This window comes from Catelliglobosispora koreensis DSM 44566 (assembly GCF_000379685.1).
Taxonomy (GTDB): Bacteria; Actinomycetota; Actinomycetes; order Mycobacteriales; family Micromonosporaceae; genus Catelliglobosispora; species Catelliglobosispora koreensis.
The window spans coordinates 133659-154741 of sequence record NZ_KB903250.1; the positions used below are offsets into that span (position 1 = coordinate 133659).

Consider the following 21083-nt stretch of genomic DNA (forward strand, 5'->3'; position numbering starts at 1 on the left):
AAAATTACGACTGCGGGCCGCCAATGTCAACGAATCGCGTCAATAATTTTGACGCCCCTGGTCACAGCCCTCCTCGACTGCTTGATCATCGGCTGGTAGTGGGCACGCCGGCCCAAGAAGACATCTACGGCCGCGACCGCCATCAATATGATGGCGAGGCGCAGGAGGACCGCCTCCTGAATACCGAGCCTGCTGTACTCCCCCGCCGTATGCATGACGGTCACTGCCGCACTACCCATACTGGCGGCGGCCACGGCACCAGCCACGATGATCTCGCTCCTGCGCATCCGCAGGCGCCAAGCCGCCGCTACGGCTATGGCCATCGCCGCCAAGAGGACGGGCAACACGGCTTTGCGGGGCTGGAAGATGAGCCGTTCCAAGGCCTCCGGTATGACATGCACCGGCTTGGCATACGTGGCGCCGTAGCCCGGCCCCGACATCATCTCCGCGGCGGAACGGGCGAACGCCTTCACGAACAGGCCGGGGTGGGTTAGGGCTATGCGATAGCCAGCGGTGGTCATGTTCTCACGGGCCCAGGCCTGAAGCTCGGGACAGGCTTGATACTCCTGGCTAAAGCGCTCAATCGCCCAGTCTGGCCCGCTCGCGACTCGCTCCGCCCCAGGGCACACGGGCATACCAAGCTGCTTTTCGTAAGCTTCTTTCATCTCCCGGTACGGCAGGATTTCCAGACGTAGCCGGTAAAGAAACGTCTCTTCGGTTTGCGGGAGTCCTGTTGCCGCCCAAGCCCGGTAGGTGTCGCTGACCGCAGGCGCGATCGCCAGGCTCCAGCAAACGCCCGCCACTATCAGTGCCGCGGGCAGCCAGCCGCGGCGTCCCATCACGGCGCAGACGGCAGCGAGACCTAGCGCGAACACAGCGATGTCCAGCCGGGTGGAAACCCAGCAGACGGTGATGCCCGCAGCGAGCCAGAGAGCGAGGGAACTCTTTGCTGTCAAGGCGTGAATGACAAGAGCCACGGCAAGCACGCCGAGACTCAGCGAGAGGGATTCGGAGAGCAGCGCGAAATCCCAGCTGGTCACTGGGCTGACCAGGCCCAGGAGGAGAACCGCTAGTGCGGCTGAGATTTTGGCGATGTCGTGCCGGAAGGCGTGCCACAGAACGGTTGCCAGCACACCCCACGCGAGCGTGCCCAACGTCCACTGAGCACAAACCCTCGCCCAGTCGCTGCCTGCCAAGGCATAAAGGGCGGGCACGCCCCACGTTCGCGGAGCGTGCCCGATCAGCGAGACCTTTGCCGTGTATGAACTGGTGTCATACGCCGTGAACGGCGTCGCGTGCGCGAGCACGTAGGCGCGTCCGGCCAGGAACCCGGCAAGGAGAATCCCGAAAGTTCGTTTCACCGTCCCGCCATCGACTCCGCTGCTGTCTCCACCGGCTTGCGTGGCACGATCGGTGCCGCGCGGCCCGTCCCGAGGTCGCCCTTGGAGCGAGTCGTCTCCTCGTGATATTCCTCTTCGACGTTGACCGCCCAGACATCGTGCGTGGCACGGTCAAGGATGTTCTCAACGGTCAGCATCGCGGTGTACATCGAGTGGTCAGCGTTGTTGTAGCGGTGCATACCGTTACGCCCCACCGGGTGGACGTTGGGAACCGCTTCCGCGAGCCAGTGCCGGATGGTCTCGACGTGACCCTGGTAGTCCTCGTCGTAGACCGGATATGCCTTGGGCTGACGCACCACGTAACCATCCTCAATGGCCCCCGGCGTGACCAGACCCAGCTGCTCCAGCTCCCGCTTGGCGAGCGTGATGAGGTCTTCGTCGGTGCTCTCCCACATCTCGTCGCCTTCGCTGACGAAATACTCCAGGCCGAGGCAGGTGCGGCCATCCTTGACCAGATATGGCGACCAGGAGCCGAAGTTCTGAATCCGGCCCACCTTCACGTCTGGTGTGTGGATGTAAATCCAGTTGTCCGGGAAACTGAACTTCTCGGGAACCACGAGTGCGACCGTGAGAAAGTCTCGGTACCGCAGGCCATCCGCGGCCGCCTGCACGTTTTGCGGCGCCGGTGGGTCCATCGCCTTCACCAGTGCCGAGATCGGCATGCTGGAGATGACGTGGTCCGCTTCGAGTTCACGACGCCCGCCGACGCCGTCGAGAGTCACCGCCGTAACACCGGTTTCGTCACGGTGCACCGTTTCGATCCATGTCTTCATGGTGACTTCGCCGCCAAATTCCGTCACCAGTTCGGCACAGCGTTCCCACATCATGCCCGGGCCAAATTTTGGATACTTGAACTCTTCGATCAGGCTGGTGATGTCTTTGCTGTTGTGCTTCGGCTTAATGGCGTTGACGATCGCCTTCCACAGCGAGAGATTCTTGATGCGCTGCGCCGCCCAGTCAGCCTGGATCGACGTGGCCGGAATACCCCACACCTTCTCGGTGTAAGTCTTGAAGAAGATGGAATATAGCCGCTTGCCAAACCTGGCCGACACCCAGCCTTCGAAATTCGTCTGGTCCTTGGGCGGGCTGATCTGTGCCCACGTATACGACCCAACGCACTTAACCGCTTCAAGCACCCCAAGGCCTTTGAGCGCGTTCATCGCCTTGAGCGGATAGTCGAAAAGCTGTCCCCGGTAATAGATCCGGCTCATGCGTGGACGCAGCAGAAAGTCCTCTTCGGAGAGAATCTCATGCCAGAATTCGTCGACGGCCTTCACTTTGGTGAAGAACCGGTGCCCGCCAATATCGAAGCGCCAGCCGTCTCGCTGAGCGGTCCGGCTAATGCCGCCCACCATGTCGTCGGCCTCGAAAACCTCAACGGGCACTCCCCTGCGGGCTAGTTCATAAGCCGCGGTTAGTCCGGCCGGCCCGGCACCGATCACGACAATTCGATCTTGGTTCTGATCCACTTGAAAACCCCCGCGAGCCGAAGCCCGGAAAAATAGACTGATTTGCCATGAATCTAAACCGGACTTATAGTGCGAAAGTTACTGAAGAACCGGAGGTCGCATGAGATCTTGCCGTCCGGTGCTCGTATGGTTCCTGGCTTTCACGGCCTACTTCCTGCTCGGCGCCGCCTGGGCGTTCGCCATACCTGTCAACGGCCACACCGACGAACGTGCGCACATCATTCGCGCCTACGCGGTTGCCGACGGACAGGTGCTCGGTCCACAAACCACTTCGTGGAACGGCTTTTCAGGATCAGAATTTTGGGTACCAGGCAATCTGCTCCCGCCCAACGACGAATGCCTATACGTCCCGCAACGCCAATCCGCGGCGTGTCTTCAGCCACGCGGCGATGACGCGACACCCGTTCTGGCGTCCACCTGGACCGGTCGCTACAGCCCCGTTTACTACGCGGTGGCCGGCCTGCCACTTCGGTTGATGCCAGGCGAAACCGGCCTGACAGGCGCGCGTCTCGTGACCGCGCTCATGAGCGCCGCCCTCCTCGCCACCGCCCTAACACTTGCCTACACTCGCCGCTGGCACGCCGTCGTTTTGGCCGTCGCGCTAGGGGCCACGCCGACTGTTGTTGGCCTATCTGGCGCGGTTAATCCCAACGCCCTGGAAGCTGCGGCCGCGGTGTTGCTGTGGGTGTGCCTGCTCGTGCTGTCGCAAGAACGGGTTTCTCGCTGGCCCATGGTCCTTGGCGCCGCCGCGGGAGCGGTTCTCCTGACGACCAGGACGCTGGGGCCGTTGTGGTTCGCGATCGCCATCATTTCCGCCGTCGCCCTGGCGCGGGCTTCGCGCGAGACCCTAGCCCCGAAACTCGCCGCGTCACGGACCATGCTGGCCGCCTGGGCCTGTGCCCTCAGCGGCGCCCTTGCCTGGAACTGGCTATCCGGTGCCGCGTCCCAACAAGCGAGGGAGACCTTCCAGGGATCACTCGCCTTCGCTTTGCAGACAATCGCTGACCGGCGGCTGACCGAGTGGGCCTCGCAGATCGTGGGCGTGTTTGGTTACACCGAAACGTATCCGTCGGCGATCCTCATAGTCCTGTGGCTCAGCATCTCAGCCGTCTTCGCCGCACGTGGTTATCAGCAATCCACGACACCGGTCAGGTTGCTGATCGTCTTGCTCTTCGCCGGCATCCCGGTGGGGCTTGCCGCACTCGAGCTGGCCTTCATGTCCGCTATCGGTTTTGGCCAAAACGGCCGCTACTTCCTGCCGGTGTGGGCGGGAGCGCTGCTGGTGGCGGGATTCGCGGCACGCCGCGCACCGCTCAAACGCGGCTACGCTGTGGTGCTCCTCAGTCTCCTGGGCATCACGCTCGTCTGGTCTCTGGCCCAGGTGATGACGCGTTTCCAGCGTGGTCCCACTTGGGTTATCAGCCCACTAGAAGGTGACTGGCTTCCCACATTAGGTCCTATCACGCCACTTCTGTTGGCCTGCCTCGGCGCCTCGATGCTTCCCGCTCTTTACCTGATTGGAAATCCGAAATGAAGTACCTAGTCACGGGCGGCGCCGGCTTTTTTGGCGGCATCCTCATCCCGCACCTTTTAGCCACTGGCGCGCGTGTCGTGAGCATTGACCGGCAGCCCCACTGGTTCGAGCATCCGGCGCTCACGACGGTGCAGGGTGACATTCGCGACTCGGCGACAGTCGAGCAGATCTTCGCTGCGGGCGACATCACCGGGGTCGTTCACGCCGCCGCGGTTCTCGCGCATGGCAAACGCGACCCCGACCTTTGGTCAAGCAACGTTGAGGGCACTCGCCGGGTCGCCGCGTCGGCCGCGGCCCATGGCGTCCGGCGGTTCGTCTTCATCTCCTCAAACTGCTTGTGGGCGCACAACTTTGGGCGGCCTGTCTCCGAGCTCGACGAGCCCAGTCCGATCGAGTTATACGGAAAGTCGAAGCACGAAGGGGAAAAGCTGCTCGTTCAGGAGTTTGGCTCAAGCCTCGACGTCACAATGATCCGCACACCCACCATCATCGATGAGGGTCGGCTCGGTCTGCTCGCCATCTTGTTCGACTTCATCAATGACGGCAATACCGTGTGGACAGTCGGCGGTGGCGCCAATCGCTATCAGTTTGTCTATGCCCAAGACCTTGCTGAGGCGTGCCTCCTGAGCCTTCGGTCTGACAGCATCGGCATCTTCAACGTGGGCTCTGACGACGTGCCAACGCTCGGAGACGCCTACCGTTACGTCATCGCCGCGGCTGGCAGCCGCAGCAAGGTGAAGTCGCTGCCCAAAGGTCCCGCGATCACCATGATGAAACTGGCTAGTGCGCTAAAGGTCTCTCCCCTCGGGCCCTATCACTACCGCATGATCGCGGAGGACTTCGTCTTCGATACCACGAAGATCAAAGCTGAGCTTTCGTGGAAGCCAAGTCTCACCAACGGCGAGATGCTTTGGCGCGCCTACATGCACTACGTGTCCAACTTGGACGAGATCCGTTCCCGGACCGACGTTTCCGCGCACCGTCAGGCCACGCACATGGGCCCAGCGATTCGCCTGTTGAAGTGGCTGTCGTAGTTAGCGTCAGGGTTTGAAAGGAAGACGAGTGTCATTCAGCGATCCCCGCCGGGCGGCGAAGAGGATGTTCTGGATTCTGTTCGCCGGGTTCTTCGGCATGTGCGCCGCCTGGGCGGTCGCTATGCCCGTCGCAGGCACGACAGACGAGGCACAGCACATCGTGCGTGCCTACGGTGTCGTGAGCGGACAGATCTACGGTGAGGTCAACGAGACCTGGTACATGCGGCAAGGGGCTGATTTCATCGTGCCCAGAAGCCTTGCGCTAACTCAGGCGACGGACTGCATGTATCACACCGAGCCGGGTTCTCTCAAAGAGCAACGACGTGGCGCGTCGTGCTTCACACTGACTCGTGACACCAGCCCGGAACTCGCCGGTTCCTGGGTGGGGCGCTATCACCCGGCTTACTACGCCGCCGTTGGCTGGCCACTGCTGCTGAAGCCGACGTATGCGGGCATCATCGCCTCGCGCCTGCTGTCAGCCCTGTTTTCCGCCGTCCTGCTCGCACTAGCCGCGTCGTTGGCGATCCGTTTGCGCCGGCCTCTTCTGCTCACTGGCATTCTCCTTGGCGTGACGCCAGTCGCCATCAGCATCATGGGCGCGGTCAATCCGAATGGGCTCGAAATCGCGGCCGGGATTCTACTTTGGACAGCAGGCTTGGCAATCACACAAGCCAGCGACGACTTAACGGCAGCCGAGTGGCGCAGGCTGGTCTGGATATTCGCCATGGCCGCCTGTGTCATGGTGTCCGTCCGGCAAACCGGGCCCGTTATCTTTGGCGCGATCGTGGTCATCTTGGCGTTGGCCGCTCCTCGCGAGATGCGCACGAAGCTCATTCGCGACCGGGGGATTCGCGTCGCGGGCGGGATCGTCGCGGCGGTGTCACTCATCGCTGTCGCCTGGGTCATCACCGCCCACGCCTACACGATGAGTGGCATGACGCCGATGACGCCGACCGAACCGAGCAACATGGTGCTAGGGCTCATCAAGTACCGGCTGGACAGCTGGCTGACCACCACGGTCGGGATGTTCGGCTATAGCGAGACTTTCGCTCCGCCTGCCCTCATCATCGCCTGGGGCATAGCCATCTCGGCCATCATGCTTCCTTCTCTTCTGTCGGCGGCGAGGCGTGAGATCGCTGTCATGGCCGCTATCTTCGCGGCGACCGCGGGCCTGCTTGCGGCACTCGATTTCCGTTACTACACGGTGATTGGCTGGAGCCAAACGGGACGCTACTTCCTGGCCCTCGGGGCCGGCCTCATGATTTACAGCACCTTCGTGCACCGCGGGTTCGGTGCGGCCGCCAACAAGAGACTCGTCCTTATGGCTGGTTCGATCGTCTTCGTGTGCCAGCTGTTTTCGCTAGCCATGGTGATGTCCCGGTTCCAGCGTGGCCCCGTTGGTGGCATCAACCCGTTCCGCGGAGACTGGTTCCCGATGTTCGGTCCCGTCGTGCCCATCGTGCTGCTCACCGCTGGCGTCATCACCATGCTCTACCTTGCTTACCGGTACGCGGCTGCCCCGTGGCATAAGGACACACAAGCGCCGTTGCCGCCCGTGGAGATGCGGCGGGAGCCGGTTCCCGTCTGACCCGTGTTGGCGGTTGATGACTTGGCATTCTGATCGCCGGTTCGTCCACAAAGGACGGTTGGTCTGGCCCACGTTAGTGGAGCGGCGACGGCAAGGCACACGAGATCGCTATGCCGGAAGGCGAGATTGAGGGTGGGCGGCGTCACTTGCCCGACCTGGGCTACCACTCCGGGGCCAAGCTCATCATCGCGTGCGGCCGTCATCAAGTTTTAGGTAGGGCTGTCCCTACCCCACATTGACGGGGCGGCTGGATCGAATCCAGCCGCCCCGTTGCGTAGTTTCATGGTCATGAAACCAATCCTGCACCGCCTGGGCGCCGACACTCGTTACGTGCTGGCGGGCTTCCCAGCGGCGGTGATCGGGTTTTGCCTGGTCATTCCAGGTATCGCCCTGAGCGCCGGGCTTCTCATTACCGGCCTGGGGCTGATCATCATGGCGGGCACGGTGCTGGTCGCCCGGGGTTTCGCCGAGCTGGAGCGCCGGCAGCTGCCTGAAGTGCTGGACCGCCCGGTGCCACGAGCGCACTACAAAACCGCACCCGTTACCGCCAAGGGCTACCGCAAGCTCATCAATCCCCTGGGCAGCGGGCAGTCGTGGCTTGATCTGCTGCACGCGATCGTCATTTTCCCGTTCGCCATCGCGACTTTCGTCGTTGTGGTGACCTGGTGGTGTGTGGCGATCGCTGGTGTCCTCTACCCCCTCTATGGCTGGATCCTCTACCGGATCCCGGACAACGACGGTCTTCCTGAGCTGCTTGGCTTCTCGAACACGTTGCTGGTTCAGGTGGTGTTCTACACCGTGATCGGGGTCGTGTTCGCCTTGACCCTGCCGGCCATCGTCCGGGGCGCCGCGCTGATCCGGGCTGGCATCTCCAGCGTGCTCCTCGCGAGCTTGCCTGAGATGCAAGGGCGCCTTGACGCGGCGGTGTCAGCGGAAGCGACAGCACTGCGCAAAATCGAGCGCGACATCCACGACGGCCCGCAGCAACGGCTCGTCCGGCTGGCGATGGAACTGGGCCGCGCGAAACGCCAGCTGGCAAAGGATCCCGAGGCGGCAGCGTCCACTTTGGACCAGGCCATCATGCAAACCCGCGAGACACTAAACGAACTCCGGACCCTTTCGCGGGGAATCGCGCCGCCGGTGCTCACCGACCGCGGCCTGGCGCCGGCTTTGGCCGCCCTCGCCGAGCGTTCGTGGGTACGCGTAGAGCTCGACGTCCAAGCGGAAGGGCGCTTTTCACCCGCCGTCGAGAACGCCATCTACTTCACGGCGGCCGAAACCCTGGCCAACATCGCCAAGCACAGCCAGGCCACGGTCGCCACACTGGTTTTGCACCGGGTTGACGACCGGCTGATCCTGACGATAGGTGATGATGGCGTTGGTGGCGCACACGTCGCCAAGGGACACGGTCTGGCTGGCCTGGCGGACCGTCTGCGGGCCGTCAACGGCGAACTAGCCGTGCACTCCCCGGCCGGTGGGCCAACGGTGATCGGAGCGGAAGTGCCATGCGAGTAGTCGTCGCCGACGATGCCGTCCTCATCCGGGAAGGCTTGATCCGGCTGCTCGAAGAGTTCGGCTGCACGGTCGTGGAGGCCGTGGGCGATGGTGACAGCCTGATCAGGGCCGTCGTCAAGCACCGTCCCGACGTCTCCATTGTGGACGTCCGGATGCCGCCCAGCTTCACCGATGAAGGACTGCGTGCCGCGGTGGCCGCCCGGGCACAGGTCCCGGGATCGCCCGTGCTGATCCTGTCCCAGTACGTCGAGGTGTCCTACGCCGACGACTTGCTCGCTGACGCTCGCGGCGCCGTCGGCTATCTGCTCAAGGACCGTGTCATCGACGTGGACGAGTTCTTCGCCGCCCTGCGTTCCGTGGCCGGTGGCGGCACCGTCTTCGACCCTCAGGTGGTGTCACAACTGATGATCCGCAGACGGCGTGACGATCCACTCGCCTCCCTCACTCCACGCGAACGCGAAGTGCTGGCGCTCATGGCTTCGGGAAAATCGAACACCGCCATCGGCCGTGACCTCGTCATCAGCGATGGCGCCGTGGAGAAACACATTCGCAGCATCTTTGCCAAGCTTGGTCTCCACGCCGAAGACAGCGACCAGCACCGTCGCGTGCGTGCTGTGCTCACTTACCTACGCGCCTGACCAGCACTCCGACCAGCAAACACACGAAAGCTGCGCCAAGGCTGGTAAGCACGGTCAATGCCTCATGCCTACTCACTCGCGTCATTCTATCGTACACACGTTCTAACGCGTCGGCTTTAGCAGGCCAATCCTGAGGAAAAGCAGCGGCGCTCCGAGCTGAACCCACAGCGTCAGCAGGGCGTAGCGCACGTAACGCAAGATGCTGGGGATCAGCGTTTCGCCTTCCGGGAACACCTGCTTCAAGCCGTAGTAGATGATGCCGATGCCAATGCCGCCGACGAGCCAGCGCACTACCTTCATCCAAAGTGGGCCGGCGATGTCGAACCAGCCGAGCCGCCACATCACCGAGCCGCCGGCGAGCAGACCGAACAGTGAGCCAGAAATGCCCACGAGCGAGTCAATGCTGTCTGGCTTGACCTCGCTGAGGTGCGCCCACGCCTGCGGTGCGGTCCAGCCGGAGTACACCATCTCCAGAAACACCGTGATACCAAGCATTCCGGCACTGATCACGGCCGCGAGCAAGAGCTGCGAGCTCAAGCGCTGACGCTGCCACCACGCGGTCAGCCTGTCTTCGAACCGCAGGAACAGCAAGAGGAACACGAGCCCGATGAGCAGACCGGCCACGACGTCGGAGATGAAGTGCACGCCGAGGTAAAGCCGGGAGAACGACACCAAAATCGCGAAGATCCCGGCCGCCCACCACGCGGCTTTGCTGCGCAGGCCCGACACCAAGACGCCCCACACGCCGACGGAAACCTGCGCGTGTCCAGAGGGCATGCCGAAACTTGCTTCCGTGGAAAGGACTTTGACCTCAGAGCCGATCCAATATGGACGAGGCGCGTGCACCACCAGTTTCGCGATCGCGTTGATGCCCCCGCTCAGCATGAGCGCGATGCCGACGCGGACGCCAAGCCGGGGGTTCACACACCAGTAAAGGATCGGCAGCAATAGGAGGAAGAACTCTTCCCGCGCGAAGAACGACAAGAACTCCATCACCGGCTCAAGCCACGCCGGCAACCGCTGAATGAGGACAATCAGCTCGATTTCCGCCAGCCACAGGGGTGTCATGGCTGACAGCTAATCAGAAGCAGGCTCACGTTAGAAGAGGGCGGCCCCCAAGGCGATTCCGGCCGGAACGATCTGCAGCGCTGCCCCACGCCACAACCTCGGTTGCGAGATGAGCAGCACCAAACCCGCGCCCACGATGCAGGCACAGCTGAACAGGGCGATGGCTTTGCCCGTGGCGCCGCCCGCGATCACGCCGCCAATCGCTCCTAAAGCGAGGAACAGGTTGTAGAAGCCCTGATTGAAGGCGAACGTCTTCACCTCGGGCGTGACCGGGGCGTTGCCCACGAAGCCGCGCGACACCTTGGGATTGCTGAACAGGAGACTCTCCATGGCGAAGATGCCGAGGTGAATCACGCCAGCGAGCACGGCGAAGATCTGCGTCACGGTATTCATGGCATCAGTATGAGGTCACAGGCGCCTGACAGGGCATTCATAGACTCCGGGTCCATGCTGAATCCATGAGCCTCGACCTGCACGATCACGACCGCGGCCTGGAGTTTGACCTCTCGACGCTGGGCCGCCGGAGCCTGCTTGGTGCGGCAGGCGCAGCTGGACTGGTGGCGCTGGCGGCATGCGGCAGCGGTGAATCCCCCTCCTCTGCGCCGAGCAGCGCTGGCGCCACCACTTCTGCCTCGGGAACCCCTGCTGCCACGGCCGAATGCGCCACGACCGAGATCCCACAAGAGACCGCCGGGCCGTACCCGGGCGACGGCTCCAACGGGCCAAACGTGCTGACCCAGAGCGGCATTGTGCGCCGCGACATCCGGCCGAGCTTCGGCACGGCGACGGCGGTCGCTGCCGGGGTTCCGCTCACGGTAGCGCTGAAGATCCTCGACCTGACCAAAGGCTGCAGCGCCTACTCAGGCGCGGCGGTCTACCTTTGGCACTGCGACCGCGACGGCAACTATTCGATGTACTCCCAAGCGACCGTCAACGAGAACTACCTGCGCGGGGTGCAGGAGGCCGATGCCAGCGGCAACGTCACCTTCACCAGCATCTTCCCGGCCGCCTATACCGGGCGCTGGCCGCACATCCACTTCGAGGTCTACCCGAGCCTTTCCAGCGCCACGAGTGCCTCGAACAAAATCTCAACGTCGCAACTCGCCTTCCCCGAAGACGTCTGCAACACCGTCTATGCCACGTCTGGCTATCAGCGCAGCATCAGCAACATGTCGCGTACGACACTGCAAAACGACAACGTCTTCCGCGACGGGGTCACCGAGCAGATGGCCGCCGTCAGCGGAAGCGTGTCGAGTGGCTATGTGGCTACGCTGACCGTTGCGGTCTAAAGAAGACGGTGAAAGTGGCTGGTGCGGCGTGCAATTCGTATTGCGGGAGCACGCCTGGCCCACACGACGCACTGCCCAGGCCGTGATGCGCGACGTCGATGTTGACCCAAACGTGCTCACCGGCCTTCAGGTCACTGGTGTGCTTGGCGGCGTCGAGGTCTTCTGACGTCCAGCGGCGGGCCGTGAAGTAGAACGGCTCAGGGCTCTCGATCCGGATCCCGTTGCCGTCATCGTCGCGCAGCACGGCCCAGCGAACGTCTTTGCGGGCACCGTTTTCTTGCGGCAGCACATAGGGCGTTTGCATCGCGTCGATGCTCATCTGGTACCGGCCGATGCGTGAAGCTTGGCACGAGTCGGGATAGGCCTCGCCTGGGCCGCCACCGAACCATTCGGCTTCGCTGATGCCGCCTTCGAGCGCGAACCGCAAACCCAAACGTGGCAAGGGAACCGGCCACGTGCCGTCGGGCTCGACGCTGACGTCCAGCCGGGACGTTCCGTCGGCGAGCGCGGTCCACGTGTAGGTGGCGAACAGTCCAAACGCGACGCCCGCGGCGCCGACCCGAGTCTTGGTGACACCGTTTTCCGACGAGAGGACCCGGTGCTTCATCCGGTGCAAACCATGCTGACGCCAGGTGTCGGCCAGACGCTTGCCCCAGATCTCGTTGTCGATGGGCGCACGCCAGACGTCCAGCTTCACGTCCACGGGAGGCTCCAGAAGCGGCGTCCCCTCGGCGGCTTTGAAGTGCCCGGGGACGGCTTGCCACTGGCCCCAGGCGACCTCGTGCTCACCGTCGTGAACGGACACCGTCCACCACGATTCGCCCAAGGCCTCAACTGGCGGAAGCTTGAGTTCAGCCTTCTCCCCCGGCTTCAGAGCCGGGCACTCCTCGGTGCTCTCGTGCCCGACGATGCCCTCGGTCTCGAACGTGTAGCGCAGGGTCAGGCCGCTCAAGTCCTTGAAGTCATAGCGGTTTTCGATGCCATCAGCGGTGATGCGCACCGGCTCGATGACTTTCTTGTACTCAGTGAGCCCTGGCGACGGCGTCCGGTCCGGGAAGATCAGCCCGTCGCAGATGAAGTTGCTGTCGTGCAGTTCTTCACCGAAGTCGCCGCCGTAAAGGTAACCACGCGGCGAGGCGATGCCGTGATCGATCCATTCCCAGATGAACCCGCCTTGGCAGCGCTCGTGTTTTTCGAACAGCCGCTGGTACTCAGTGAGCCCGCCCGGCCCGTTGCCCATCGCGTGCCCGTATTCGCATAGCACGAAAGGCTTTTCCGTCGTCGCGCCGATCTCATCGACCTCTTGAGTGGAGGCATACATGCGGCTGTAGACGTCGGAATAGGCGCGGTCGCCTTCGTAGTGAATGGGCCGCGATGGGTCCAGCTCACGGATCACCTCGATCATGTGACCGAGGTTCTCGCCCGAACCTGACTCGTTGCCTAGCGACCACATGATGACACTGGGACGGTTGATATCGCGCCACACCATGCGGCGGGCCCGGTCTTCCAAGGCCGGCCGCCAGCGCGGGTCATCGGTCGGGTTTGCTTGCCAGCCAAGGTGTTCGAAGCCGTGCGTTTCGAAGTCGCACTCGTCGATGACCCAGAACCCGAGTTCGTCGCACAGCTCAAGGAACCGTGGGTGCGGCGGGTAGTGCGAGGTGCGTACCGCGTTGATGTTGTGTTCTTTCATCAGTGACAGATCGGCACGCATGATGTCTTCGGTCATCACCCGGCCGTGCTCTGGGTGAAACTCGTGCCGGTTGACGCCGCGGAAAAGAATGCGCTTTCCGTTGACCTTCAACACACCGTCCTCAATGGACACCGTGCGGAAGCCGACTTTCAGTGTGGCTGACTCGTTGCCGCGCCACACGGTCACGTCGTAAAGGTGCGGGGTTTCGGCGGTCCAGGGTTTGATCGGCTGATCGAGGTCGGCGTCGAGCCGCCACCCGTCAACGCCATCGATGGCCAGCGTGCCCAGCCCGGTCACATGGTCGTAGCCCGCGTGCACTCTGACATCGCTAAGACCGCCCTCGGGACGGGAGATGAGCGTGACGTCCCGGAAGATGCCCGGCCACCACCACATGTCCTGGTCCTCAAGGTAGGTGCCTGGCGACCACTGGTGCACCCGCACCGCGAGCACGTTGCCCGTTGGGCGCAGCAGATGCCCGACCGCGAACTCGCTCGGCAGCCGGCTGCCGAACGTGACGCCCAGTTCGGTGCCGTTGAGCCAGATCAGGCCACAGGAGTCGACGCCCTCGAAGCGCAGCACGGCCTCGCTCACCGGCCACTCTGGCGGCAAGTCGAACACCAGCCGGTGGTCACCGGTCGGGTTCTCATCCGGGACAAAAGGGGGATCAACCGGAATCGGGTAGATGATGTTGGTGTAAGCGGGGATGCCGAAATGGGCTGGGATCCCGATCGCGCTCCACCCACTGTCGTCGAACTCGGGGGCGGCGAAATCCGATGGCGCGTCAGCGGTTTCGTGCTGCTGAAACTTCCATGACCCGTTAAGTGACAGTCGTGGCGCACTCGTCGTCAGGTGCGGCCGGGGCGGCAGCCCACCGGTTCCCAGCGGGATCTCTTGCAGGTAAACAGGCACGGAAAGCGCTTTCACACGGGGAAACCTACATTGCCCTCCAGTCTGCTGCAACCGCACGACCGGGCCAAGCGTGATGCCGGCGTGCTCACCGAAGATCTCCAGCGGCACACTGGGCTCAGCTTTACTGTCCATTGTGGACGGATAGCATGAGCTGGCCGGTCCCGGTGCGGCCTTCGCTTGGCTTCCTGCTGCTGGATGACACCACGACGTATCGTCTCGACTCCGACTATGTCATCGGACGCGATCCAGGCGAGCTGGGCCACTCCGCTCGCACGATCCGGCTGTTTCACCACACGGGTGGCATCTCCCGCCGGCACGTGCGCATCTCCTTGCTTGGGCAGACGGTTAAGGTCACCGATCTGGGGTCAGCCAACGGGACTCAGCTCGAACTCCCAGGCGGCACCGAAGTCGTGTCGCTACAACCCTTCCAGCCAAGGGACATTTCCGTTGGTACGACGATCAGGCTCGTGCGGCGGTGGATTCGCTACGAGCCGGGTGCCTTAGGCTGAACCGCATGATCGAACACCGGGTTCAGTTTGACGCGGACGTGACGTTCTCCAACGGCGGAGGGCTACAAGTTCAGGAGTTTCGCCTGGACATTCCCGGCGAGGACATCAGCGAAGCTGATCTGGCCGCCCTGTTCGTCCGCCACCTCGGTCTGCTCATGGTCGGCGCGGTCACGTTCCGCAACGTCGAAATCCTCGCCGAGGCGCACAAAGGCTCCCGCGGCGGACCGTCCGAAACGTCCTCGGGAAACGGCAAGCGTCTCGTGGAATTGAGTCATGTCATCGAAGAGGGCATGACTACGTTCCCTGGGCTGCCCGGCCCGGTGCTGTCCGCTCACCTGAGCCGCGAAGCGTCCCGTGAACGTTACGCCCCCGGCACGGAGTTTGAGATCGGCAGCATCACCATGGTCGGCAACACGGGCACCTACCTGGACAGCCCTTACCACCGCTGGGCTGACGGCGCCGACCTGTCCGCCCTCCCGCTGTCATCGCTAGCCGATCTGCCCGCGATTGTCGTTCGGGCACAGAGCTTTTCGCCACTTTCATTCGCCCCCTTTGACGTGGCGGGCAAGGCCGTTTTGCTGCACACAGGCTGGGACAAGCACTGGCGCACACCGTCCTACGCCGTTGACGCCCCTTATCTGCCTGGCGACGCGGCCCAATACCTCGCCGATCACGGTGCCGCGCTCGTGGGCATCGACAGCGTGAACATCGACAACATGACTCCCGACGGCCAACGGCCCGCCCACTCGATCCTGCTGCGGGCGGGCATCCCGATCCTGGAACACCTCACGGGCCTAGACCAGCTCCCGGTCACCGGCGCACGCCTGCACGCCGCTCCCCCGCTCGTGCGCCACTTCACGACCTTCCCGGTGCGCGCCTACGCCGTCATCGACGCCTAACGCTCCACAGGCGTAGGCTGCTTCATAGAGCTTGAAGCGGGTGATGCGCTATGCACATTCCGCACAAGGGAATGTGGATCGCGGCGTTCCTGGCCGTCGCTGCCGGGTGTGCAGTGGGTGATGTCGGCGCTCCGTCAAAACCTGTGCCGTCCTCCGTCCCCACCAGTAACAGCCCCTCCCCAACGCCCACGCCCGTGTTGCTCGCGCCGGTAATGCGGCACACGATCGAATCTTCCACGGCAGAGATACCGTTCCGGCAAGAAACCCGCCAGGACAGCTCCGTCGATGAGGGTACGAAATACGTGGCGCGCGAAGGAATCCCCGGTTCGCGCACACGTGTCTATGAGGTCGTGACGCGCGATGGAACCCTCATCGAAAGGCGGCTCGTCGCGGAATTCGCCACCGAACCAACGGCAGAGGTCACCGTCATCGGCACCCGGCAGTCGCGCCCCACCTGCGATCCGAACTACAGCGGCTGTGTTCCCATCGCGAGTGACGTTGATTGCCAAGGCGGGCGGGGCAACGGGCCAGCTTACGTCCGTGGTCCCGTCAGAGTCGTCGGCTCGGATATCTACGGCCTAGACGGCGACAATGACGGGATCGGATGCGAGTAGAAGCGCTACTTCTTACCGAGGATGAGGTCGGCGGCTTTTTCGCCGATCATGATGGAGGGCGCGTTGGTGTTGCCGCCGGTGACGGAAGGCATGATGGAGGCGTCGGCGACGCGGAGTCCTTCTACGCCAAGCACTTTCAGCTGCGGGTCGACCACGGCGCGCTCGTCGGTGCCCATCCGGCACGTGCCCACGGGGTGGTAAACGGTGTGGATGAAGTTGGGCAGAGCCTTGCGCAGGCCCGCATCGCTGAAGGTTTCCTTGCCCGGGCCGATCTCGCCTTGGTTGTCTCCAGTGCCGGCCATGATTTCGCGGACCATCGCGGCGCCCTCGATGAGCACCTCGGTGTCCTTGGCTTCCTTCAGATAGCACGGGTCAAATAAGGGCGTCGCGGTCGGGTCGCCGGAGCGGAGCCGAATGGTGCCACGGCTTTCCGGATAGATCAGCGTCGGGAAGACGGATAGCCCCGGCTTGGAAATCGGCGGGGTGACGCGTTTGTTGGAGTCGTCTTGGTTGGGCACCGGGTAAACCCAGTAGAGACTCATCAGCTGCAAGTTGGGGATGGCATCCGCGTGCGATGTGCGCACGAAACCGGTGGTCTCAAAGGACGAGCTGCCCGCCCACGTGCTGCCGTCTTTGCGGCGCCGTTCACGGGCGAGCCCGCGCATGAAATAGATCGGCTTTGGACGGTGCAGCGCGGAGTCCATGCGAAACGACATCGGCAGGAAGAGGTGATCATGCAGGTTGTCGCCCACGGGCAGATCCGACACGACGTTGATGCCGTGGCTCTTGAGGTGATCGGCGTGCCCGATCCCGGACAGCATAAGGATTTGCGGTGAGCCGATCACGCCGCTGGACAGGATGACCTCACGGCTGGCCTTGATGACATCGCCGGTCAGGGTCTGCACACCAACGGCGCGGGAACCTTCGATGACGACCTTGGCGACCTGCGTGTTGAGTACCACGGCGAGGTTTGGCAGTGGATTGGTGTGGACGTAGCCCTGGGCGCACGAGTAGCGCAACCCCCGGGCCGCGCTCTGCTGAATGGGCCCGATGCCTTCTTGGTCAACGCCGTTGTAGTCGTCGTTGAGCGTGATGCCCGCCTTCTTGGAGCAAGCCTCCAAAAAGGACTCGCTGGCCGGAGTCAGGTCTCGCTTGACGGTGACTTTGATTGGCCCGCCCGCACCACGCACGTCGCTGGCCCCGCCGTCGAAGTCTTCGAGCCGCTTGAAGTAGGGCAGGACGCCTTCGTAGTCCCAGCCGGTGCAACCCTCGGCCGCCCAGTCATCGAAGTTCTTCCGGTTGCCGCGCACGAAGATCATGCCGTTCACTGAGCTAGAACCGCCGAGCACCCGGCCGCGGAACTGCGGGATCTCGCGATCCAGGGCGTTTGGCTGCGGAACCGACTTGTAGCCCCAGTCGAACAGCTTCTTCAGCTGTGGCGTCGAGTGCATGATGTTGATGGAGCCAGGGGTCTGGAAAAGCATCTTCGCCAAGCCCTTGTCATCGGGACGGCCCGCTTCAAGCAGGATCACGCTGGCGCCACTTTCCGCCAAACGTCTCGCCACAGCACATCCGGCGCTTCCTGCGCCAACGACCACATAGTCGGCCTGCGTCATGCGCGAAACTATAACGTGTTCTAACTTCTGCCAACAGACCCTAACAAGTGCAATCAGCGCCCTGGCAAAAACGTGGATATGGTGTCGACCTGCAATTTTCTAGGGAGCACCGATGCCAGAGTCCGCCTTCGCCGATCTTTACCACGTCTCCTATCCAAGGTTGTCCGCACAGATCTCCTCGTACCTCGGAGATCCAGCGGAGGCGGAGGACGTGGTGCAAGAGGCCTATCTGCGGACGTGGCGTCAATGGGACAAAATCGCGCGATATGACGATCCGCTGGCCTATCTGCGGCGCATCGCCTGGAATCTGGCCACGAGCAGATGGCGCCGGCTGTCCGTCGCCGCGCGCTACCTCGGCCGCGTGCCCGGGCCCCAAGCCACCGTCGAGCCGCAGCCCGATCACGTCGCCGTCGTCACCGCATTACGCCAGCTGCCTGACAAGCAGCGCCGGGCGATCGTGTTGCACTACATAGCTGACATGCCTGTCGACGAGATCGCCACCGAACTCGGCGCTCCCCGCGGCACGGTCTTGTCCTGGCTCCATCGCGGCCGTGAGCAACTGTCCACTTTGCTCAATGAGTCGGACACCTGGCCGCCGGCGCCACCGATCGACGGAATGCGTAAACGGCTCGTCAAGCGCCGCAGAACAAAGGCACTCGCCCTCATCGTCGGGCTGCTCGCGACCGCCACCGCGGCCGCATCGTTTCTGCCCGCGATGCTCGTGCCGCCGCCGGTCGTCGACCACCTAACGGAAGTTGACTGGACGCGCGCGGCACTGGATCTGCCGGGTAACGGTGGGTCCTGTCCGGCTGGGAAACAGTCTGTGGAACCAGAGCGTGGCGAGATGGGGCTCATCCCGGGACCTCGCGACGGCAAGACGGAACCGCTTTACCTGCAACGGTCCGAGGTGCGCTTCGGGGACCTGACCGGCGACGGTCAGCCGGAGGCCGTGCTCCAGGTCTGGTGCTCGGTGTCGGGAGATCAGCCAGACACGGAGAGCCGCTTTGGCGGTGTGCTGCTCGTGGTGCAGCTCCAGCCGGACCGTTCGCTCAAGGGCCTGGCCTACGTCGGGCCGCCCGGTGCGCTCTACCGGTCGTACGCGATCATCGATGGGAAGATCGTGGCGCAGGTGCAGTACGAGTCCGAGCACACGCGGACCATCGACGCACCGGCGCACGTGCGGACGTACCAGTGGAATGGTTCGATCTTTGCCCAAACCTCCGGCAGGACCACGCCGTTGGTGCTCCTTCCAGCCAAAGTTGGTACTGGGTCAGCCGTCCACCTAGCGGCAACCAGCGACTGCCCGGCCCGGACGGTCCGCTTCAGCGTTGAAGACGGCCCGCAGCCCGGCTGGACCCACTGGGCCGACCTCGACGGCGACGGCAATCACGAAGGCATCACCCAAATCGCTTGCAACGGAAGCGAATCCGTCTTCCTGCTGACCCAAGGCCCGGACGCGTTCGAGACGAAAGTGCTCTATGCCAGCCCTGGCACCACCGAGATCCTCCCCGAGTCGCAAAACGTCAGCGGAAACGTGCTCACGCTGCGAGTGCGCGACCGGTCCAGCGGCGCCGAAGAGACGGTGACGATGCCTGTCCACCCGTGAATGTGGAATCATGGTCGCGATGGCCACCATCTATGACGTCGCCGAGCGCGCGGGAGTGTCGCCCGCGACGGTGTCCCGCGTCCTCAACGGACGGTCCACAGTGGACGGTGAACTCGTCGCGCGAGTGCAGAAAGCCGTTCAGGAACTGGAATACCGGCCTAACGCGGTCGCCCGCAATCTGCGGCGTAGTCGCACGACGTTGTGGGCGGTCATCATTTCCGATGTGGGCAACCCGTTCTTCACCTCGCTCGTGCGCGGTGTGGAAGATGTCGCCCAGCGCGCCGGCTATTCGGTCGTGCTGTGCAACACCGACGAAGACATCGCGAAAGAGGGGCGTTATGTCAGCGCTGCTCTGGAGGAGCAGATGGCGGGCGTCATCATCTCCGTCGCGGGACGGTCAGCCAACGTCACCAGGCTGATCGAAGCCGGAACGCCGGTCGTCGCCATCGACCGCGAGATCGCCGGTGTCCAGGTCGACACCGTGTTGGTGGATAACGCGCACGGAGCCGAGCTCGCGACCACGCACCTGCTCGACAGCGGCTACCAACGTGTCGCGTGCATCACCGGACCGCGCAAGGTTTCCACTGCGGCACAACGTCTTAAGGGCTATCAGCGTGCCTTGCGTGCGCGCGGCATCGCGGCACGCGACGCCCTCGTGCGCTACTCCGACTACCGCGAAGAAGGCGGGTACGAGGCGATGGCCTCCCTGCTCGGCGAGGCTGACCCGCCAGACGCTGTATTCGTGGCCAACAACCTGATGACCGTCGGAGCGGTGGAGTGCCTGGTCGACCGGGGCATCGCCATCCCCGCCGAGACCGGTGTGGTCGGCTTCGACGACATCCCCTGGGCCCACTTGGTGCGCCCGTCGCTGACGACCGTCGCCCAGCCCACCTACGAACTAGGACGGACCGCCGCGATGCTGCTCGCCGAGCGGTTGGCCGAACCCACCCGCGCTCCGTCCACCGTGACCCTCCACACGCAACTCAAGGTGCGCGAGAGCTCAACGCGATCAGCAGAGCGGCCCCGTCAATAAGGTGCCGTGAGCGGGAGTTAAGGCTCGCTTCCCGTGCGGCGAGGGCGCTGCTGACCTCAGCCCACCTGCCCGCCTGACGTAGTTGCGGCATCAGAGCCTGAAGCTGTGGGATGCGGTATCCCGCTAGCCGTAGCTGATGGACGATCCGAACGTCGCGCACTTCACTGGGCGAATAAGTGCGCTGGCCCATGATCCTAGTTGCGCTGATGAGCCCTTCGCTTTCCCAGTGGCGCAACGTCGATGGCCGAAGTCCAAGCGCACCAGCGAGTTCAGTGATGTTCATCGCGTCGGACGGGCGCGGATCGCGCACGGGTTCGAGCGCGATCGCCGCTGCCGCTTGCCGTGCCAGCCGCAGCTCTTGACGTTCCGTATGCAGCCGGGCATGCGCTTCGTCGATCAATTCCGGCCACGCGGAGTCGGCGGACCGCATGATTGCCTTGGCCTGCACAGGACCGACGGCCGCGGCAAGCGCACGGTAAGCCAGAGCGGCCTGGACGTGCTGGGCTGTGTAAGACCGGTAGCCTGCCGCCGAGCGGACCGAGGAAGGCAGCACGCCGTCGTGCTCTAGGTTGCGGATCTGTTGCACCGAGTAGCCAGCTTGCCTCGCCACATCGACGGTCCGCAGGCCCGGCTTTCGACTTTTCACGCTAATCCCCGTTGTACCTCGTCTAA

The 21083-nt window shown here is 63.5% G+C and carries 18 protein-coding genes; 11 read left to right on the plus strand and 7 right to left on the minus strand.

Annotated elements, in window-relative coordinates; genetic code table 11:
- Positions 1 to 26: 26 nt before the first annotated feature.
- Together A3E1_RS0107720 and A3E1_RS0107725 are read right to left on the minus strand one after the other, a co-directional pair.
- On the minus strand, positions 27 to 1361 hold the full coding sequence (locus A3E1_RS0107720) for a hypothetical protein (RefSeq protein ID WP_020520178.1): 1335 nt from the start codon (positions 1359 to 1361) through the stop codon (positions 27 to 29).
- The gene (locus A3E1_RS0107725; protein ID WP_040390628.1) at positions 1358 to 2869 is read right to left on the minus strand and encodes an NAD(P)/FAD-dependent oxidoreductase; all 1512 of its coding nucleotides are present in this window, start codon (positions 2867 to 2869) and stop codon (positions 1358 to 1360) included. The genes A3E1_RS0107720 and A3E1_RS0107725 overlap by 4 nt, the downstream gene beginning before the upstream one ends.
- Before the next feature lie 100 nt (positions 2870 to 2969).
- On the opposite strand from A3E1_RS0107725, the gene A3E1_RS0107730 reads away from it, so the two are divergent.
- The 5 genes from A3E1_RS0107730 to A3E1_RS0107750 all read left to right on the plus strand — a co-directional run bounded on the left by A3E1_RS0107730 (position 2970) and on the right by A3E1_RS0107750 (position 9178).
- The gene (locus A3E1_RS0107730; RefSeq protein ID WP_083929404.1) at positions 2970 to 4403 is read left to right on the plus strand and encodes a DUF2142 domain-containing protein; all 1434 of its coding nucleotides are present in this window, start codon (positions 2970 to 2972) and stop codon (positions 4401 to 4403) included.
- Positions 4400 to 5437 carry an NAD-dependent epimerase/dehydratase family protein gene (locus tag A3E1_RS0107735; protein ID WP_020520181.1) on the plus strand — a complete coding sequence of 346 codons (1038 nt, stop codon included), beginning with the start codon at positions 4400 to 4402 and terminating at the stop codon, positions 5435 to 5437. Before A3E1_RS0107730 ends, A3E1_RS0107735 begins: the two co-directional genes overlap by 4 nt.
- 28 nt (positions 5438 to 5465) lie before the next feature.
- Positions 5466 to 7025 (plus strand): DUF2142 domain-containing protein, encoded by a 1560-nt coding sequence (locus tag A3E1_RS0107740; protein ID WP_020520182.1) that lies wholly within the window; start codon positions 5466 to 5468, stop codon positions 7023 to 7025.
- A gap of 282 nt (positions 7026 to 7307) precedes the next feature.
- Positions 7308 to 8540 carry a sensor histidine kinase gene (locus tag A3E1_RS0107745; RefSeq protein WP_020520183.1) on the plus strand — a complete coding sequence of 411 codons (1233 nt, stop codon included), beginning with the start codon at positions 7308 to 7310 and terminating at the stop codon, positions 8538 to 8540.
- Positions 8531 to 9178 (plus strand): response regulator, encoded by a 648-nt coding sequence (locus A3E1_RS0107750; protein ID WP_020520184.1) that lies wholly within the window; start codon positions 8531 to 8533, stop codon positions 9176 to 9178. Before A3E1_RS0107745 ends, A3E1_RS0107750 begins: the two co-directional genes overlap by 10 nt.
- Before the next feature lie 102 nt (positions 9179 to 9280).
- Here A3E1_RS0107750 and A3E1_RS0107755 read toward each other — a convergent pair whose 3' ends face one another.
- Both A3E1_RS0107755 and A3E1_RS0107760 read right to left on the minus strand, forming a co-directional pair.
- Complete coding sequence (locus A3E1_RS0107755) at positions 9281 to 10246, minus strand: phosphatase PAP2 family protein (protein WP_020520185.1); 966 nt, start codon at positions 10244 to 10246, stop codon at positions 9281 to 9283.
- Between the two features lie 30 nt (positions 10247 to 10276).
- Positions 10277 to 10639 carry a DUF1304 domain-containing protein gene (locus tag A3E1_RS0107760; RefSeq protein ID WP_020520186.1) on the minus strand — a complete coding sequence of 121 codons (363 nt, stop codon included), beginning with the start codon at positions 10637 to 10639 and terminating at the stop codon, positions 10277 to 10279.
- A 65-nt stretch (positions 10640 to 10704) separates the two neighbouring features.
- Here A3E1_RS0107760 and A3E1_RS0107765 point away from each other — a divergent pair, with 65 nt between their 5' ends.
- The gene (locus A3E1_RS0107765; RefSeq protein ID WP_020520187.1) at positions 10705 to 11535 is read left to right on the plus strand and encodes an intradiol ring-cleavage dioxygenase; all 831 of its coding nucleotides are present in this window, start codon (positions 10705 to 10707) and stop codon (positions 11533 to 11535) included.
- Here the strand turns inward: A3E1_RS0107765 and A3E1_RS0107770 are convergent.
- Positions 11513 to 14266 carry a glycoside hydrolase family 2 TIM barrel-domain containing protein gene (locus tag A3E1_RS0107770; RefSeq protein ID WP_083929405.1) on the minus strand — a complete coding sequence of 918 codons (2754 nt, stop codon included), beginning with the start codon at positions 14264 to 14266 and terminating at the stop codon, positions 11513 to 11515. The two genes, A3E1_RS0107765 and A3E1_RS0107770, sit on opposite strands and share 23 nt — an antisense overlap.
- 14 nt (positions 14267 to 14280) lie before the next feature.
- Here A3E1_RS0107770 and A3E1_RS0107775 point away from each other — a divergent pair, with 14 nt between their 5' ends.
- The 3 genes from A3E1_RS0107775 to A3E1_RS45955 are packed head-to-tail and all read left to right on the plus strand — an operon-like array spanning position 14281 to position 16156.
- Positions 14281 to 14643, plus strand: coding sequence for an FHA domain-containing protein (locus tag A3E1_RS0107775; protein ID WP_020520189.1), 363 nt, complete (start codon positions 14281 to 14283; stop codon positions 14641 to 14643).
- Positions 14644 to 14648: 5 nt separating this feature from the next.
- Positions 14649 to 15542 (plus strand): cyclase family protein, encoded by an 894-nt coding sequence (locus tag A3E1_RS0107780; protein WP_020520190.1) that lies wholly within the window; start codon positions 14649 to 14651, stop codon positions 15540 to 15542.
- A gap of 50 nt (positions 15543 to 15592) precedes the next feature.
- Positions 15593 to 16156, plus strand: a complete 564-nt coding sequence (locus A3E1_RS45955; protein ID WP_020520191.1) for a G5 domain-containing protein — start codon at positions 15593 to 15595, stop codon at positions 16154 to 16156.
- Positions 16157 to 16161: 5 nt separating this feature from the next.
- Here the strand turns inward: A3E1_RS45955 and A3E1_RS0107790 are convergent, their stop codons facing one another.
- On the minus strand, positions 16162 to 17772 hold the full coding sequence (locus tag A3E1_RS0107790) for a GMC family oxidoreductase (protein ID WP_020520192.1): 1611 nt from the start codon (positions 17770 to 17772) through the stop codon (positions 16162 to 16164).
- Between the two features lie 112 nt (positions 17773 to 17884).
- Between A3E1_RS0107790 and A3E1_RS45595 the strand changes: the two genes are divergently transcribed.
- The gene (locus A3E1_RS45595) at positions 17885 to 19378 is read left to right on the plus strand and encodes an RNA polymerase sigma factor (RefSeq protein ID WP_020520193.1); all 1494 of its coding nucleotides are present in this window, start codon (positions 17885 to 17887) and stop codon (positions 19376 to 19378) included.
- Between the two features lie 10 nt (positions 19379 to 19388).
- Positions 19389 to 20411 (plus strand): LacI family DNA-binding transcriptional regulator, encoded by a 1023-nt coding sequence (locus tag A3E1_RS0107800; RefSeq protein WP_020520194.1) that lies wholly within the window; start codon positions 19389 to 19391, stop codon positions 20409 to 20411.
- Here A3E1_RS0107800 and A3E1_RS0107805 read toward each other — a convergent pair.
- Complete coding sequence (locus A3E1_RS0107805) at positions 20362 to 21057, minus strand: MerR family transcriptional regulator (RefSeq protein WP_211215888.1); 696 nt, start codon at positions 21055 to 21057, stop codon at positions 20362 to 20364. The two genes, A3E1_RS0107800 and A3E1_RS0107805, sit on opposite strands and share 50 nt — an antisense overlap.
- Positions 21058 to 21083 lie beyond the last annotated feature (26 nt).